This is a genomic window from Lysinibacillus piscis, assembly GCF_026012395.1.
Taxonomy (GTDB): domain Bacteria; phylum Bacillota; class Bacilli; order Bacillales_A; family Planococcaceae; genus Lysinibacillus; species Lysinibacillus piscis.
Map to the genome: position 1 here is coordinate 208,625 of NZ_BRZA01000002.1, position 16,497 is coordinate 225,121.

Here is a 16,497-nt window from a genome sequence, read left to right on the forward strand (position 1 = left end):
GGAACCACGAGCATATGCTTCGTCCCTTTTATAGGGATGGAGCTTTTTTATTTTCTATAAGCTGTATATGTATAAAAGAAGGAGTGCGAAAAAATGACAGATATGATTCAATTAACATTTCCAGATGGCGCAGTAAAGGAATTTGCAAAAGGCACATCGACTGATGATGTCGCATTATCAATTAGCCCAGGCTTACGCAAAAAAGCGTATGCAGGGAAAGTCAATGGTGTGCTCGTTGATTTAAAAACACCAATTGAAGAAGATGCAGCGATTGCGATTATTACACAGGATGATGCAGAAGCACTTGAAATTTTGCGTCACTCTACAGCGCATTTAACAGCGCAAGCAGTAAAGCGTTTATTCCCAGATGCGAAGCTAGGTATCGGGCCAGTCATTGATAATGGTTTCTATTATGATATCGATTCACCAACACCAATTACTGTGGAAGATTTACCAGCAATTGAAAAAGAAATGAAAAAAATCATTGCGGAAAACTTAGAAATTGAACGTAAAAATGTGAGCCGTGCAGAGGCACAAGCGATTTATGAGGAAGTTGGCGATGAATACAAACTAGAATTATTAGAAGCGATTCCTGCTGATGAGCAAGTATCTATTTATTACCAAGGTGAGTTTTTTGACCTTTGTCGTGGTATTCATGCACCATCGACTGGTAAACTACGTGAATTCAAGTTATTATCATTAGCTGGCGCTTATTGGAGAGGGAATTCTGACAATAAAATGCTACAACGTATTTACGGTACAGCATTCTTCAAAAAAGAAGAATTAAAGCATCATCTACAAATGTTAGAGGAAGCAAAAGAGCGTGACCACCGTAAAATTGGGAAAGAATTAGAGTTATTTATGACTTCTCAAACAGTGGGGCAAGGTTTACCGCTATGGTTGCCAAATGGTGCAACAATTCGTCGTACAATTGAACGTTATATTGTAGATAAAGAAGTATCATTAGGCTATAAGCATGTATATACACCAGTACTTGGTTCAAAAAAATTGTATGAAACTTCAGGACACTGGGGTCACTATCAAGATGGTATGTTCCCGCCGATGGAAATGGACAACGAGACATTAGTATTACGTCCAATGAACTGCCCACACCATATGATGATCTTTAAAAATGGCTTACACTCATATCGTCATTTACCAATCCGTATTGCGGAGCTTGGTACAATGCACCGTTATGAAATGAGTGGTGCTGTATCTGGTCTACAGCGTGTACGTGGGATGACTTTAAATGATGCGCATATTTTTGTTCGTCCAGACCAAATTAAAGCTGAATTCAAAAAAGTAGTTGAATTAATTTTAGAAGTGTATAAAGATTTCGATATTAATGATTACTCATTCCGCTTATCTTACCGTGATCCGAACAATAAAGAAAAGTACTTCGATGACGATGAAATGTGGGAAACAGCACAAGCCATGCTGAAAGAAACAATGGATGAGCTAGGTTTAGATTACTTTGAGGCAGAGGACGAAGCGGCGTTCTACGGTCCGAAATTAGACGTACAAGTGAAAACAGCGATTGGTAAGGAAGAAACATTATCAACAGCACAGCTTGACTTCTTGTTACCACAGCGCTTTGAGCTTTCTTACATTGGTGAAGATGGTCAGCCACAGCGTCCAGTTGTCATCCACCGTGGTGTTGTATCTACAATGGAACGTTTTGTAGCCTTCTTAATTGAAGAATACAAAGGCGCATTCCCAACTTGGTTAGCACCTGTACAAGTGGAAATTATCCCTGTATCCAATGCCGTACACTACGATTACGCAAAACAAATCGAAGAACAATTAATGGCAGTTGGTGTACGTGTGGAAATGGATGATCGTGAAGAAAAACTTGGCTATAAAATCCGTGAAGCGCAAATGAAGAAAATTCCGTATATGCTGGTCATTGGAGATAAAGAAGTGGAATCAAACGGTGTCAATGTACGTCGTTATGGCTCAAAAGATTCAGAAACAGTGAGCTTTGAGGACTTCTTAAATGGTTTGAAAGATGAAGTAAAGAAATAAATATGAAAACAGCTCTCAAGTGTTACTGGGGGCTGTTTTAATTTTGTTTTCAGTCATTTTAGTATTTATATGGTTATTATTTTAACTAAATTCTCCTTTTTTCCATGAGATAAATGTATATAATTAATAATAAAAAAAATGTGCGTATCAAAAGATTGATAACCATATTCGAAATAGGAATTTGGAAAAAATAGTGACATATATTTTATTACAGAATGTTTTTGGTGGCTATAAATTTTGTTAAACCTTCTGTTGTTATAAAAAAGAATAAAGTGGTACATGTAAAACAAGGAAGGTGATTATAACTGTCTTTAATTAAGAAAAGTATTATTAAAAATATTTTAGAATATAGTGAAATCAAAAAATATAACAATGTTACGGGTTTAGGTAATATAGCTAAGAATTTTGCAATTTCAATTGTGAATCAATTATCGTTAGGGAAATAAGGTATTTATGTATTTTGTAAAGAATTCATCGAGATTTATTGTATATATGATGCATTATTTGAAATCGTACACTCAATATTGAATAAAATATAAAAACATTGTCTAGGAATTATAAATTATGGCGGTTTTGTTTGTAATGAGTTGCTTGAAATTTATGATAGTGAGCTTAATGTGCTATGTTTACAGGGGAAATATTATGATTATACTAAACCAATAGATTTTAGCGTTCTTTTAATGAATACAATATTTGATTAGCCAACTGATTTTGATAAATCACATTATATTTGGGAAATTAGTTTCGAACCGATTATATATATGGATATTTTCTATTATTAACCCCTATATATATCCAATTATTCACCTGAACATGTAAAACATTCAAAAATAAAATACATAAATTGAATTCTTATCCTTTAAGTTAAGGAGAATAGGGATATCTCATTTCAAGAAAATCCAGATGAGCATTTATTTATAAATACAAAATATAAATGACCTGAAGAAAAGATATTCTTATAAAATCAAAGCAAATAAATATGGTTCTATCAGCAAAAAAATGAGGATCTATGGGAATTATATTATTTATATATTTTATTCTCAGAACTTTATATACTATCTTGAATATACTTTGATAGAACCAATATTTTTCTTACTAGATTAATGAAGATAAAGGTTGTTTAAAATTTTTATAATAGCTCTGAAAACACATATGCTATGACTAAAGCACAATAATAAGAATAAAAGACAAGACTTGTTTAAGAACCAGAACCTACTACACACTCATATAGATTGATTTATAAAAGTGTTGGGTGGTCGAAATTTAAAAAATGATGAGTGTTTAAAAAGTGGATGAATGAAGGGAAGTGTCAAGATAAAATAATGAATTTGATTGGCAACATTTTTAATTAAGCTGAGATATGTTTTGAAAAAAGAATAACTTATTATAAAAAATACATAAAAATGATTGAAATTAAATTTTAATCATGGTATTCTTAATAAGGTTAATGAATACAAAAGTTTGTGGTTGAAGTAGAGGCTGCCCGCTTCTCACCTGATACAACGCTCTAAGCTGTGAACAGGTATGACACGTTGAATTGTTTTGCGCACACTTGCGCATGCACATATAGCGGGCGGACATCTTCAAAGTGTCCGTCCTTTTTTTATGGACATGACAAGAGGATGTACCGTTCAACCGGGCAAGGCTTTGCCCAAACCATGTATTCGCGACAATTCTTGGAGGTGGATTACTATTAGCAAAGACATGTATGTAAACGAAGGCATTCGCGCACGTGAACTTCGATTAATCGATCACAATGGTGACCAGCTTGGTGTAAAGACACGTAATGAAGCGTTAGAAATTGCCACTCGTGTAAACTTGGATCTTGTCCTTGTGGCCCCTCAAGCCAAGCCGCCAGTCGCACGTATCATGGACTATGGTAAATTTAAGTTTGAACAGCAAAAGAAAGACCGTGAAATTCGTAAAAATCAAAAGGTTATCGTTGTGAAAGAGGTTCGTTTGAGCCCAACAATTGATGAGCATGATTTCCAAACGAAATTGCGTAATGCGATTAAATTCCTTGAAAAAGGCGATAAAGTAAAATGTAGCATACGTTTCAAAGGTCGTGCGATTACACACAAAGAAATTGGTCAGCGTGTATTAGATCGTTTTGCTGAAGCTTGTGCTGAAGTATCGACGGTTGAACAAAAACCGAAGATGGAAGGCCGTAGCATGTTTTTAGTTCTTCAACCAAAGAACGAAAAACAATAATATTTAGTATCTAGTTTAGGAGGAAATCTGACATGCCAAAAATGAAAACTCACCGTGGAGCTGCGAAACGTTTCAAAAAAACAGGCTCAGGTAAATTAAAATTTGACCGTGCTTATGGTAGCCACTTATTTGCAAACAAATCAACAAAGCAAAAACGTCACCTACGTAAAGCAAAAGTTGCCACTTCAGGCGATTTCAAACGCATCAAGTCTTTACTTGTTTACATGAAATAATTGACTATACAAAATAAAATACTTATTCATTTTTAGATGAAAAGCAGGAGGTAATTCATATGCCACGCGTAAAAGGCGGAACAGTGACGCGCAAACGTCGTAAAAAAGTATTGAAATTAGCTAAAGGTTACTATGGTTCTAAACATACATTATATAAAGTTGCTAACCAAGCAGTAATGAAATCAGGTCAATATGCATACCGTGACCGTCGTCAAAAGAAACGTGATTTCCGTAAATTATGGATCACACGTATCAATGCAGCGGCTCGTATCAATGGTCTTTCATACAGCCGTTTAATGCACGGTTTAAAAGTTGCTGGTATCGAAGTGAACCGCAAAATGTTAGCTGATCTAGCTGTAACAGATGCAGCAGCATTCACACAATTAGCAGACGCTGCAAAAAAAGCAGTTGCTAAATAATATTTGACTTTGTCAGATAGTATTTCTGTACCGAGTGCAACAGCAGTAGGTGCGAAATAATTTATAATAGTAAGGACTGATGGATTTTTCCATCAGTCTTTTTTCATAGGGAGGCCAAATAGCATGGCACAGGCATTATTAGCCTATATGACCATCGTATCCATTGTATTATTGACGATGATGGGATTGGATAAATCACGGGCAAAAAAACATGAGTGGCGTATTGCGGAGCGTACATTATTTGTTCTCGCAATTGCTGGTGGAGCAACAGGTGGCGTACTTGGTATGTATTTATTTCGACATAAAACACGTCATAATACGTTTGCTTTCGGTTTTCCATTGCTAGCAGCTATTCAAATTTTTATCCTTGTTCAATTATGGAATTAAGGAATGAAAGAGGGCTTTGTAAGCAATCGATAGATGTTTATTGCGCGAAAGCATAGCGTCAGCGGCAAAAATTCGACACAATTTTGTTGCTGACAATGTAAAACAAGACACGTCCTCATTCAGAGGATGTGTCCTGCATCAGTTGCTCTATGGGCTGCTTCCAATTGATTTTAGCATTTGGATAGCTCATTAAAATTTCTTGCTGCAAGTATTCAAAATCCTTTTTTGTGAAGCCTTGCAATGTAGCGGTGTCACGAGCACCGACAAAAATACTGACAATTTCAAAAGCATCATTTGTCGTACCTAAGTATTTTTCCCCTTCAAAAAGAGCACCTTTATAGGTGATGAAAAAATTTTTACGAACATTTTTCACATCATCATAAAAGTAGTAATGCCCTTTTTCATAGGCTTCATCGAGCTTTCGTTTCGGATCCGTTATATAGCGAATGGCTTTATAAAATACATAAAGAATAAGTACAATAACAGCAAGACGAATGAGTAATGGTAACATCAAATTCCCCCTTGAAGAAAGGTTATTCTTCCCTATACGATTAAAGGGGCAAATAGTTTCGTTTTTTTTTAATATTTTTTACTGTAGGAGGAACTAATGAATTTACAACAATTATTTAGAATGCAAAGAGAATTAGATGCTTTTATTGAGCAAACGCAAAATATTCAACAGGATGTTTTTAAGGAGAAAGGCTTAGCATTGATGGTTGAACTAGCAGAACTAGCAAACGAAACACGCTGCTTTAAATTTTGGAGCACAAAGGGTCCATCTGAGCGTGCTGTAATTGTAGAGGAGTATGTTGATTCCATTCACTTTGTTTTATCATTAGGTATACTGAAAGGCTATACGCTGGATAAATGGCCTGTGCTTGAGGAAAGCTATGATTTAACGTCCTTATTTTTAATGACACAAGAATATATTTTAACTTTTATTAATCACCCTACTGAGATGCAATATGAAGCTGTTTGGCAATGCTATGGATTAATTGCTTATAATTTAGGCTTTACATTTGAGGATATTGTGACAGCCTATATGGCGAAAAATGAAAAAAATTATGAGCGCCAACGTTCTGGCTATTGAAAAATTTCTGACGATTAAACTAGGAATATTTCGATAAACGAAGTATAATAAAGGGGATTCAATATTAGGAGGCAAACAAATGTCACAATTAGACGCAACATTACAAATGTTTAAAGATTTAACAGATGCAAATGGTATTGCAGGCAATGAACGTGCACCACGCGAAGTAATGAAACAATACATCGCACCGTATGCAGATACAGTGGAAACAGATAATTTGGGTAGTGTAATTGCTAAAAAAGTTGGCGATGAAAACGGTCCTAAAATTATGGTTGCAGGTCACTTAGATGAAGTCGGCTTTATGGTAACACAAATTGATGATAAAGGATTCATTAAATTCCAAACAATCGGCGGCTGGTGGAGCCAAGTAATGCTTGCACAACGTGTGACAATTACAACACGTAAGGGCGATGAAGTGATTGGGGTAATCGGTTCGAAACCACCACATATTTTACCAGCAGATGTACGTAATAAAGTGGTAGACATTAAAGATATGTTTATTGATGTTGGTGCAGCTTCTAAGGAAGAGGTACTTGACTGGGGTATCCGTCCTGGTGATATGGTAACACCGTATTTTGAATTCAATGTAATGAAGAATGAAAAATATTTATTAGCAAAAGCATGGGATAACCGCATTGGTTGTGCAATTGCCATTGATGTTATGAAGGCATTGAAAGGTGAAAAACATCCAAACATCGTATATTCAGTTGGCTGTGTACAAGAAGAAATTGGCTTACGTGGTGCGAAAACAGCAACATATAAAATTCAACCAGATATCGGCTTCTCTGTTGATGTAGGTGTGGCTGGTGATACACCAGGGGTAACACCAAAAGAATCAACAAGTAAGATGGGTGCAGGTCCACAAATCGTTGTTTATGATGCATCAATGGTATCTCATAGCGGTCTACGCAATTTTGTATTAGACGTAGCGGAAGAAAATAATATCCCTTACCAATTTGAAGCAATGGCTGGTGGTGGTACAGATGCTGGCTCTATCCACATCACAGCAAATGGTGTCCCTGCTTTAGCAATCGGTGTAGCAACACGCTATATCCACTCACACGCAGGTATTTTACATCGTGATGACTACGATAACGCAGTAAAGTTAATCGTAGAAGTCATCAAAAAATTAGACCGTGATGCAGTGAACCATATTATTTTTGAATAAGCATTAAATGATTTAGCCTTCTAACAACTATGTTAGGAGGCTTTTTGTGTTGGTTAGACCAAAAAATATAGCAATGTTGATGTTGATACAAAAATTTTAGCGATTCAAAGCCAAAAAGAGGAAAGGGAGCTATCAGAGGAGCAAAGTATTATAGACAAAATCTATATGCCAATTGTGAATGATACGAGCATTAAGAATATTACTATTCATGACTGGTGCTTAATTAACAAAAGTAAGACTATATATTTTTTAATATTTAAATCTAATTACTATAGATAAGATTAAAAATCTATTATGTTCACTTTAATCCGTAGCAATAGAAATACATAACATATATGCGCTATACTGTAGACACAAACAACAGGAAGGATGACTATGATTGAAGGCGAATATTCAGCATAAAGATAGTGTATTTTCCTTGTATTTGAGTGACTCTAAACGATTAATTGATGTGTACAATGCCGTTCAAAACGAAAATTACGCATTAGATACACCTGTGGAAATTAACACATTAGAAAATGTCCTGTATAAAGACCGTATCAATGATGTATCCTTTGTATTAGATGGTAAATTTGTGATATTAGTCGAGCATCAATCCACTATTTGTACCAACATGCCATTGCGGATGTTGATGTATATTGGACGGTTGTACGAAAAAATGACCATAGGCGACAATATTTATGGGTCAACGCCAATTCGTTTACCAGCACCTGAATTTCTTGTCTTATACAATGGAGAAGAGAACTTACCGAAAGAACAAATCATATCCTTATCAGATACATTTAAGGATGCACCACACATCAATACACTCGATTTATCTGTGAAGGTCATTAATATTAATTATGGACAGAATGACGCTATCTTAGAGAAAAGTAGCACGTTAAAGCACTATGGATTTTTTATTTACACGGTGCAGCAGTATCGAAAAGAGGGGTTACCATTAGCAGATGCCATTCATCAAGCGGTACAAGAGTGTAAACGTCAAGGGATTATGCAGGAATTTTTAGAACAACATGCGAGCGAGGTGGAAAATATGTTACTTCATGAATGGAGTTTAGAGGAACAATTACAATTCAGTAAACAAGAGGGGATTAGAAAAGGAATTGAAAGAGAGAAATTTGAAATAGCTAAAAATTTGATAGCAAAAGGTTTAGATAATTCTTTTATCATGGACGTTACACATTTAACAAATGAGCAAATAAATCAACTACGTACAGAAATGTAACGGCTTTAGGGAGGGGCATTTTAATTATTGACTGTGACATAATCTCACACTTGAAATATCATCTGCCTTATACGAGTACAGTATTTGTTGGCTCCATCCATATGGCAGCAATCGAGCTATATCCACTCACACGCAGGTATTTTACATCGTGATGACTATGATAACGCAGTAAAGTTAATCGTAGAAGTCATCAAAAAATTAGACCGTGATGCAGTGAACCATATTATTTTTGAATAAGCATTAAATGATTTAGCCTTCTAACGACTATGTTAGGAGGCTTTTTGTGTTGGTTAGACCAAAAAATATAGCAATGTTGACTTAGCGATTCAAATATAAAAAGAGGTATCAATGGTATACTGTTCGTAACATTAACTAACCGTGACAAATACTTACCAAACCGAAGTTGATAGACGCTGAAACAAATCATCTAACTGTATTGATATAAAGTTGGATATAATATAAGAAACAATTGAAGGAAAAGAATCGAGGGATTGTTGTGCTTGAAAATAAACAAAACATTACAAACCAACTTGAGCTAAACCGTGAAGAGGAACGACTTTCAAAGAAAAGGGCAAAGACGCTTTATGATTTGGGACAGATTCATCAAATAGAGGTAGGAACTTTTAAGGGCTTATCTGAAATTCATGCATATTTATTTGAAGAGATTTACCCATTCACTGGAAAGGTGCGAGAGGTGAATATCACAAAAGGGAGTTTTCGGTTTGCCCTGTTATGTATTTGTAGGTATCCTTAGAACATATTAATAAAATGCCACAAACGACTTTTGATGAGATTGTTGAAAAATATGTTGAAATGAACATTGCACATCCATTCCGAGAAGGTAACGGGAGAAGTACACGTATTTGGCTTGATTTGATTTTTAAAAAAGAATTACAGCGGATAGTTGAGTGGAATAAAATAGACAAAGAAGATTACCTTTTGGCAATGGAACGTAGTCCGATTTGGGATATTGAAATCAAGCAATTACTCAAAAATGCACTAGTTGGTGAAATTAATAGTCGTGAGGTATTCATGAAAGGTATTGATATTAGCTACTACTATGAAGGTTATACAGAGTATAATATAGAAGATTTGTAAACAGATAGAAGGTGTACGAGTGTTAGAAAAAACTCGTACACCTATTTTTGTATTGTATTTCTGTTAATAACACTGGGGCGTGTCTGAAAACTTGTTATTTCATAAATAATTGGGCGAATTCATCCGTTAATCGGGCGAAACAGTACTTTTAGCAGGGTTTTTGTACAAAATGATGATAGTAAAAAGCATACATACACTATTTTTATTTGTCTAATTTATTTTTTAATGGCTTCTGAAGTACATCCACAATAGCAGCAAAGATACTTATTGCTAAAATCCCCATTAAACTTAGTGATATTGGGCCTGCTGGATCGTCATTTGTCACTTTAGAAAGTATCTTTAAGGTGATGCTTCCTATAAAAATAAGGACAATCACTGCAAAAGCACATTTTTTAATAATTTGTAGTGCTTTCAGGGATTGCTTCGTGTAAGCATTATTTCTTTCAACATAGGTTAACAATTTAAATGCTTGATACAACGTAATAGCAAATGTGATGCAGAATCCGTATGCACATATTAAAAAGGGAATTAAGAAGTAAGCCGTATCTGGATGTACCTTTGCATCCTTAATAGCAATCACAGGTAACCAGATACATAAAGCAAGCACTGCAAGCCCAGCTAGAAAAATCATGATTTTTAAAAAAGTAGTAGAAACTCGTTGAACATTCATTTCGAACACCTCACTTATATAACAGCAACATGATTTTAGCATATATTTTATCGTTTAACAATAAAATTATATTGTTTTTTATAATTGAAGCTTAATAATAAAGAAATAGATTGTTATGACTAAATATTCTTTATTGTGCATAGTTATATATTGAAATGATTAATTTATTTATTTAAAAATAATAAAAATTCACTTGATTTTATATTTATGCATGTTATACTTATTTCAAGAGCAACGGAATAAGGAGCGGATTGGATGAAATTACTTGAGGAAGTACAGCTGAAATTAGTAGCTAATTTAAAAGGACAGGATTTATTAACATTATTAGATTATTCGAGTGACGATGTGCAACAGTTGATAGAACTAGCGGCACAATTGAAATTTCTTACAAAAGAAGGGAAATGCCCACAACTATTAGTAGGGAAAACACTGGGCATGATATTTGAAAAACATTCGACACGTACACGTATTTCATTCGAGGTCGGTATGAATCAATTAGGTGGAAAAGGTATGTATATGCATGCGCGTGATCTGCAAATTGGTCGTGGTGAATCTATTTATGATACAGCACATGTTTTATCAGGCTATTTAGATGGTATTATGATTCGTGCAAACTCACATGAGATGGTGAAAGAGTTAGCCGAGCATGCAGCGATTCCTGTTATCAATGGTTTAACGGATTTATATCATCCATGTCAAGCATTAGCAGATGTACTGACAATTGCTGAGCATAAAGGTCATTTACAAGGATTGAAAATCGCCTATGTTGGGGATGGTAATAATGTAGCACACTCATTAGTTGTAGCAGCGGCACATGTAGGAATGCATGTAGCTGTGGCAACACCTGTTGGCTATGAATGTGATGCAACGATTATAGCAAAGGCACAAGCGATTGCGACGGCAAATGGTAGTACTATTACAATTACCAATGACCCTGTGGAGGCTGTATTACAAGCAGATGCTATTTATGCAGATGTTTGGACATCTATGGGGCAAGAAGATGAAACAGCAAAACGTTTACAAGATTTTGTTGGTTATCAAATTAATGATGAGCTTGTTGCACATGCCAAGCCAGATTATATGTTCCTTCACTGTTTACCTGCACACCGTGAAGAAGAGGTTGCAACATCTGTTATTGATGGACCAAACTCCTATATTTTTGAGCAGGCTGAAAATCGACTTCATGCACAAAAGGCTGTGCTGGCATCGATTCTAGCATAATGATTGGGTAAGGACATGCACAATAAGAACAGAGGGAATTATTGTGCATGATAAATAGTGGCATACAGCCAGAGGGATGTAGATCACATGCGATGCGTGTTTGTCAGGATGGACGGACCGCACACGCTACATAGATAAAGTAACCTGGGGGACGCTAGGTTACTTTTTTTAATGGGCAAAAGCTTGCTCTAGCTTTTGAGTAAAAGCCTCTTGTTCAGTGATGCTTGCTTGTTGCCACCATTTCTCTAAAAATACACCAAGTCCTGGTAATAAATGTTCCTCTCCACGATCAATGGCATCCACTACAATATCTTTCAATTCAGCAGCAGATTGACCATGTACATTGGTTGTAATGGCATCTCGTATTTGAAAATTCATATAAATCGCCTCCTTATTTATAATGTGTCCCAATGTAAAAAAAATATTCATTCAGTACAAATGATGAAAGAAAAATGCATAACAATAAAATAATTTGCATAAAACTATCTTACCTTTTAGCGTAAAGGGCGATTTGATGTGGATTGCCATAAATTATTACTATGGAGCTACCTAGGAATAAAGGATTGTGCGCATAATCGATAGGATAAAATCATGTCAAAGCAACCCCAACTATTTCCCGAACAGCCCTTTGAAGAGCTATTGCAAGCTGTGCAACCAATGATTACAGCTATTTGTGTCAAATGTCGTATTTACAAAGAGCATGACTATTATCGCCAAATTGCCTCCATTGCTGCATGGGAGGCATGGAAAAAGGCTGATTGCTCGAAAGGCGTATTTTCTTCTTATGTATATACGTCCATCAGAGGAGCGATATTGAACGAACTTTCTAAAGAGCGGATATCGATGGAGTTATACACCCCAACAATGGATGACACATTATATTTTTTATATCAGGAATATTATGAACAATATGAGGAGCAAACAGAATATGCAATGGAACAGTTACTTTCTGCTTTATCTGAAGAAGAAAAGATTATTTTATTTCGTTGGTATATGGAAGGCTATAGTTATATAGAGATAGCAAAAGAATTACAGTTGTCTGTCGAAGCCGTGAAAAAAAGAAGTATACGTATGCGAGCAAAACTTCAGAAATGGAGAAGGAATAAATAATTATGCATGACAAAGTAAAATATCTATTAAAAATACAATAATTATAGATTATATGCAGAAAAAATACCAAAAGTATGATAAGATAATAGTGCTTTAAATATTCAAACGGTTTAATGGTTTGTATACAATTCCTACTAAAAGTGATATTGTTTTAAATAAGATGACCTATTTTTTATTGTTATAAATAGTACATTTAGCTAATTAATAGAAAGATACCGATAAGAGAATAAAACTATATATAGATATTTATTTTGTTATAATTTGTCATGTGGGAAAGAAGGGGATGGAATGGCTCGAATGGGAGATCAAGAGAAGCTACAAAAGAAAGAAGTGTATTATATTGCTATTTTATTAATGCTCATCGTCCCCTTTCTTTCCATTATAAATCAAGTATTTGCAGTTTTTAATCTAGATAATTACTCCTATGTGAAGTTAATTATTCAAACATTAATTATTGTGATTACATTAGCCATTTCGATTCAATCATGGTTGGTATTTACACATTTAAAAACGAATCACATTTTATACATAGGACATGTATTTTCAGTAATTGGTCTTTGTGAACTAGCCAGTATGGTGCTATTGAAAAGTGGTACAGATAGAGCGTTACTCATAGAAGATTGTGTCCATATGTTTATGCGTTTATATGCAGCCATTATTTTTTTTATCATCATCACTAAACAAAAAAAGCCAGCTACGATGCATTCACGAACACGTACATATAGTTTCTCTTTATTAGTTGTTGCTATTAGCTTGGCTGTATTCTCTGTTCTATCAAGTACCTCGTTAATGGAGCAAATAGCATTACACCAAATAGATAAATACAGTCATGGATTATTAATTATATTGCAAGTTGTCATGATACTCATTATGAGTAAGCATTTAAGCCGTGCACCAAAGCGTATTACATGGTCAATTGGTTCGGCTGCATATTTAATTGTCAGTGATATTATTAGTTTATTGGATGAGAGCTCAAATACTATTTGGTTATTTGCGCCTCTCATACTGCAATTTTTAGCGTATTATTTTTTGTTGAAAGTGATTCATGATCTATCCGTAGAAAAGCCATACCAACAGTTATTGCAGGCGAAACGAGAATTAGAAGAATCACAGCAAAACTTAAATTATCAGGTTTATCATGATGATCTTACACAGTTAAAAAATGAAAATTGGTTATTTAAAACATTGAAAGAAGAATTACAAGCAAACACACAGCAAAAGGCATTGATTGCTATTGAAATTGAGCGGCTTGTAACGATTCGTTCATCTATTGGTATCAGCTATGCTAATCAGATGATGAGGGTGGTAGCGGAGCGCATTCAAGCTATTTTACCTGCTCATTATGAGGGCATCAGATTGCGAGAAGGTTGCTTTGTTATTTATGTCAAACAGATGCGTTCACAAGAGGAGCTGATGCAGTTTTGTCAGCAGGTAACAAAAGTGATGGAACAACCATTACAAGTACAATTATTTTCACTTAATGCTCGGTTGATTATGGGGATTGTTTTGTCTGATGAACAAAGCTCTGGCGAGGAATTACTCATTAATGCACAGTTGGCTATGAGGGAAGCAAGACATATGCCTCAAAGTGTTTTAATCTATCAGCCTGAAATGTCTACGGGCACAATTAATCGTTTGATGATGGAGCAAGAGTTGCAACAAGCCTTAATCAATGAAGAATTTTATTTAGAATACCAGCCACAGGTTAATTTAAAAACAGGCAAAATTGAATGTGTAGAGGCTTTAGTTCGTTGGCGACATCCTGTACATGGATTTATGCCACCAAATGTCTTTATACCAATTGCGGAAGAATCGGGGCTCATTATTCCATTAGGAAAATGGATTTTAGAACGAGCTTGTACGCAAGTGAAGGAATGGGAGCAGCAAGGCTTACCATCTATGAAAGTGGCTGTGAATCTATCATTAGGTCAATTATTCCAGCAGGATTTAGTACAGATGGTGCGAGATATTTTACAACGTACAGACTTAGATCCTGAATATTTACAATTAGAAATTACGGAAAGTATGACGATGAATATTGATCAAATGACACAACTGCTTCATGAATTAAAAACACTGGGTATTCAAATTGCAGTGGATGATTTCGGGACAGGCTACTCGTCTCTCTCCTATTTAAAGGATTTTCCGATAGACTGTTTGAAGATTGACCGTGCCTTTGTGCAAAATATTCAACATGATACGAATGACAAAGCGCTTGTTTCTATGATTCTTTCGATGGCTAAACATTTGCATTTAAAAGTAGTAGCAGAAGGTATTGAAGAAGTGAGCCAGCTCGTTTTTCTCATCAATGGTGATTGTGACTATATTCAAGGATATTTATTTAGTAAGCCCATTGCTGCGGAGCAAATTTCCCAGCACTTTGAGGAGCTACATCAAAAAGCATTGACGATTTTAACCCCATTTCAACAAGATCATCCTATTTGAGCATATATCAATTAGAGACAACGAAAAACATTCTGATAATCAGTGTTTTTCGCTGTCTCTATTCATTAGATGACCAAAGTTATTTTTTCTTTTTTTTCGTATCCGTCACATTGTGGATTAAATTGATAAATTCTTGAGAAAATTCTTCACTGACTTTATTTGGTGCGATTTTTTGATTTTGAGGTGTTTGTGGTAAAGCTCCTTTATTCGCACTTTTGCCTTGTTTATTATCTCTACCCATATGTGAGACAGCTCCTTTCATTTTCTTGTTTTTAATATGGCTTGCTGTGTGGTTTTTATCATAAGTAAATGTAGGAAATGTGTTGCTTGATTATTGAGGGCGACCACTTCACAATAGAGATAATGTAGCTAGTTGAAAGGGGTTCAAAAAATAATGGATATTCTGACAAGGAATTGTGTTAAAATCATCGGGAATGGCAAACAACCAATTATGTTTGCACATGGTTTTGGCTGCAATCAAAATATGTGGCGTTTTATTACACCAGCATTTCAAGAAAAATTTCAAATTATTCTCTTTGATTATGTTGGTGCAGGAAATTCAGACATTCATGCCTACACAACCGAAAAATATAAAACATTGCAAGGCTATGCACAAGATGTGTTAGATATTATAGAGGCTTTGCATTTGCAGCAACTTATTTTTGTTGGGCATTCCATTAGTTCAATGATCGGTATGTTAGCTTCCATTGAGCGACCAGATGTTTTTAAAAAAATGGTGATGATTGGTCCATCACCTTGTTATTTGAATGACAGTATGTATCAAGGTGGTTTTGAGAAAAGTGATATTGCTGAGCTTTTAGATATGATGGAGATGAATTTTGCTGGTTGGGCAAGCTATATGGCGCCTATTGTGATGAATGCACCAGAGCAACCGAAATTATCACAGGATTTAGAGCAAATGTTTGTTTCAGTTAATCCTCGTATTGCGAGAGAATTTGCTGAAGTGACATTTTTCTCAGATTGTCGTGCCGATTTAGCAAAAACAAGCATTCCTACTTTAATTATGCAGTGTTCAGAAGATAGCATTGTACCAATTGAAGTGGGCCAGTACTTACATGAACATTTAGCGAATAGTACGCTATGTTTAATGGAGGCAAAGGGACATTATCCACATATTAGCCATCCAAAAGAAAGTATTCAGCATATGTTGGAATTTTTAGGAGAAGGGTGTTAA

The 16,497-nt window shown here is 35.2% G+C and carries 16 protein-coding genes and 2 pseudogenes; 14 read left to right on the forward strand and 4 right to left on the reverse strand.

Annotation, left to right across the window (positions count from 1 at the left end; all coding sequences use genetic code 11):
• Positions 1-93 precede the first annotated feature (93 nt).
• From thrS to OPF91_RS07390, 5 genes are all read left to right on the forward strand, one after another.
• Complete coding sequence (gene thrS / locus OPF91_RS07370) at positions 94-2,025, forward strand: threonine--tRNA ligase (protein ID WP_264988098.1); 1,932 nt, start codon at positions 94-96, stop codon at positions 2,023-2,025.
• Between the two features lie 1,704 nt (positions 2,026-3,729).
• On the forward strand, positions 3,730-4,236 hold the full coding sequence (gene infC, locus OPF91_RS07375; protein WP_264988099.1) for a translation initiation factor IF-3: 507 nt from the start codon (positions 3,730-3,732) through the stop codon (positions 4,234-4,236).
• A gap of 32 nt (positions 4,237-4,268) precedes the next feature.
• Positions 4,269-4,469, forward strand: coding sequence for a 50S ribosomal protein L35 (gene rpmI / locus OPF91_RS07380; protein ID WP_264988100.1), 201 nt, complete (start codon positions 4,269-4,271; stop codon positions 4,467-4,469).
• Positions 4,470-4,528: 59 nt separating this feature from the next.
• Positions 4,529-4,888 (forward strand): 50S ribosomal protein L20, encoded by a 360-nt coding sequence (gene rplT, locus OPF91_RS07385; protein WP_264988101.1) that lies wholly within the window; start codon positions 4,529-4,531, stop codon positions 4,886-4,888.
• 123 nt (positions 4,889-5,011) lie between these two features.
• Positions 5,012-5,275 (forward strand): DUF1294 domain-containing protein, encoded by a 264-nt coding sequence (locus OPF91_RS07390; RefSeq protein ID WP_264988102.1) that lies wholly within the window; start codon positions 5,012-5,014, stop codon positions 5,273-5,275.
• Between the two features lie 115 nt (positions 5,276-5,390).
• Here the strand turns inward: OPF91_RS07390 and OPF91_RS07395 are convergent, their stop codons facing one another.
• Positions 5,391-5,786, reverse strand: coding sequence for a sigma-w pathway protein ysdB (locus tag OPF91_RS07395; RefSeq protein WP_264988103.1), 396 nt, complete (start codon positions 5,784-5,786; stop codon positions 5,391-5,393).
• Positions 5,787-5,882: 96 nt separating this feature from the next.
• Between OPF91_RS07395 and OPF91_RS07400 the strand changes: the two genes are divergently transcribed.
• The 5 genes and pseudogenes from OPF91_RS07400 to fic all read left to right on the forward strand — a co-directional run bounded on the left by OPF91_RS07400 (position 5,883) and on the right by fic (position 9,856).
• Positions 5,883-6,365, forward strand: a complete 483-nt coding sequence (locus OPF91_RS07400) for a dUTP diphosphatase (protein WP_264988104.1) — start codon at positions 5,883-5,885, stop codon at positions 6,363-6,365.
• Between the two features lie 79 nt (positions 6,366-6,444).
• On the forward strand, positions 6,445-7,533 hold the full coding sequence (locus tag OPF91_RS07405) for a M42 family metallopeptidase (RefSeq protein WP_264988105.1): 1,089 nt from the start codon (positions 6,445-6,447) through the stop codon (positions 7,531-7,533).
• Between the two features lie 379 nt (positions 7,534-7,912).
• Complete coding sequence (locus OPF91_RS07410; protein WP_264988106.1) at positions 7,913-8,758, forward strand: Rpn/YhgA-type helix-turn-helix domain-containing protein; 846 nt, start codon at positions 7,913-7,915, stop codon at positions 8,756-8,758.
• 114 nt (positions 8,759-8,872) lie between these two features.
• Positions 8,873-8,995 (forward strand): annotated as a pseudogene (locus tag OPF91_RS07415) (peptidase M28); the annotation flags it as partial.
• Positions 8,996-9,254: 259 nt separating this feature from the next.
• Positions 9,255-9,856 (forward strand): annotated as a pseudogene (gene fic / locus OPF91_RS07420) (protein adenylyltransferase Fic).
• 202 nt (positions 9,857-10,058) lie between these two features.
• On the opposite strand, the gene OPF91_RS07425 reads toward fic, so the two are convergent.
• Entirely contained in the window at positions 10,059-10,526 is a 468-nt protein-coding gene (locus tag OPF91_RS07425; RefSeq protein ID WP_264988107.1) for a DUF2975 domain-containing protein, read from the reverse strand.
• Positions 10,527-10,781: 255 nt separating this feature from the next.
• On the opposite strand from OPF91_RS07425, the gene argF reads away from it, so the two are divergent.
• On the forward strand, positions 10,782-11,747 hold the full coding sequence (gene argF / locus OPF91_RS07430; protein WP_264988108.1) for an ornithine carbamoyltransferase: 966 nt from the start codon (positions 10,782-10,784) through the stop codon (positions 11,745-11,747).
• A 168-nt stretch (positions 11,748-11,915) separates the two neighbouring features.
• Here the strand turns inward: argF and sspI are convergent, their stop codons facing one another.
• On the reverse strand, positions 11,916-12,125 hold the full coding sequence (sspI, locus tag OPF91_RS07435; RefSeq protein ID WP_264988109.1) for a small acid-soluble spore protein SspI: 210 nt from the start codon (positions 12,123-12,125) through the stop codon (positions 11,916-11,918).
• 213 nt (positions 12,126-12,338) lie between these two features.
• Between sspI and OPF91_RS07440 the strand changes: the two genes are divergently transcribed.
• Together OPF91_RS07440 and OPF91_RS07445 are read left to right on the forward strand one after the other, a co-directional pair.
• The gene (locus OPF91_RS07440) at positions 12,339-12,857 is read left to right on the forward strand and encodes a sigma-70 family RNA polymerase sigma factor (RefSeq protein ID WP_264988110.1); all 519 of its coding nucleotides are present in this window, start codon (positions 12,339-12,341) and stop codon (positions 12,855-12,857) included.
• 288 nt (positions 12,858-13,145) lie between these two features.
• Positions 13,146-15,302: a bifunctional diguanylate cyclase/phosphodiesterase gene (locus OPF91_RS07445; protein ID WP_264988111.1), complete on the forward strand. Its 2,157-nt coding sequence runs from the start codon at positions 13,146-13,148 to the stop codon at positions 15,300-15,302.
• 79 nt (positions 15,303-15,381) lie between these two features.
• Here OPF91_RS07445 and OPF91_RS07450 read toward each other — a convergent pair whose 3' ends face one another.
• Positions 15,382-15,543 (reverse strand): YfhD family protein, encoded by a 162-nt coding sequence (locus OPF91_RS07450; RefSeq protein WP_264988112.1) that lies wholly within the window; start codon positions 15,541-15,543, stop codon positions 15,382-15,384.
• Positions 15,544-15,693: 150 nt separating this feature from the next.
• On the opposite strand from OPF91_RS07450, the gene OPF91_RS07455 reads away from it, so the two are divergent.
• On the forward strand, positions 15,694-16,497 hold the full coding sequence (locus OPF91_RS07455; RefSeq protein WP_373877046.1) for an alpha/beta fold hydrolase: 804 nt from the start codon (positions 15,694-15,696) through the stop codon (positions 16,495-16,497).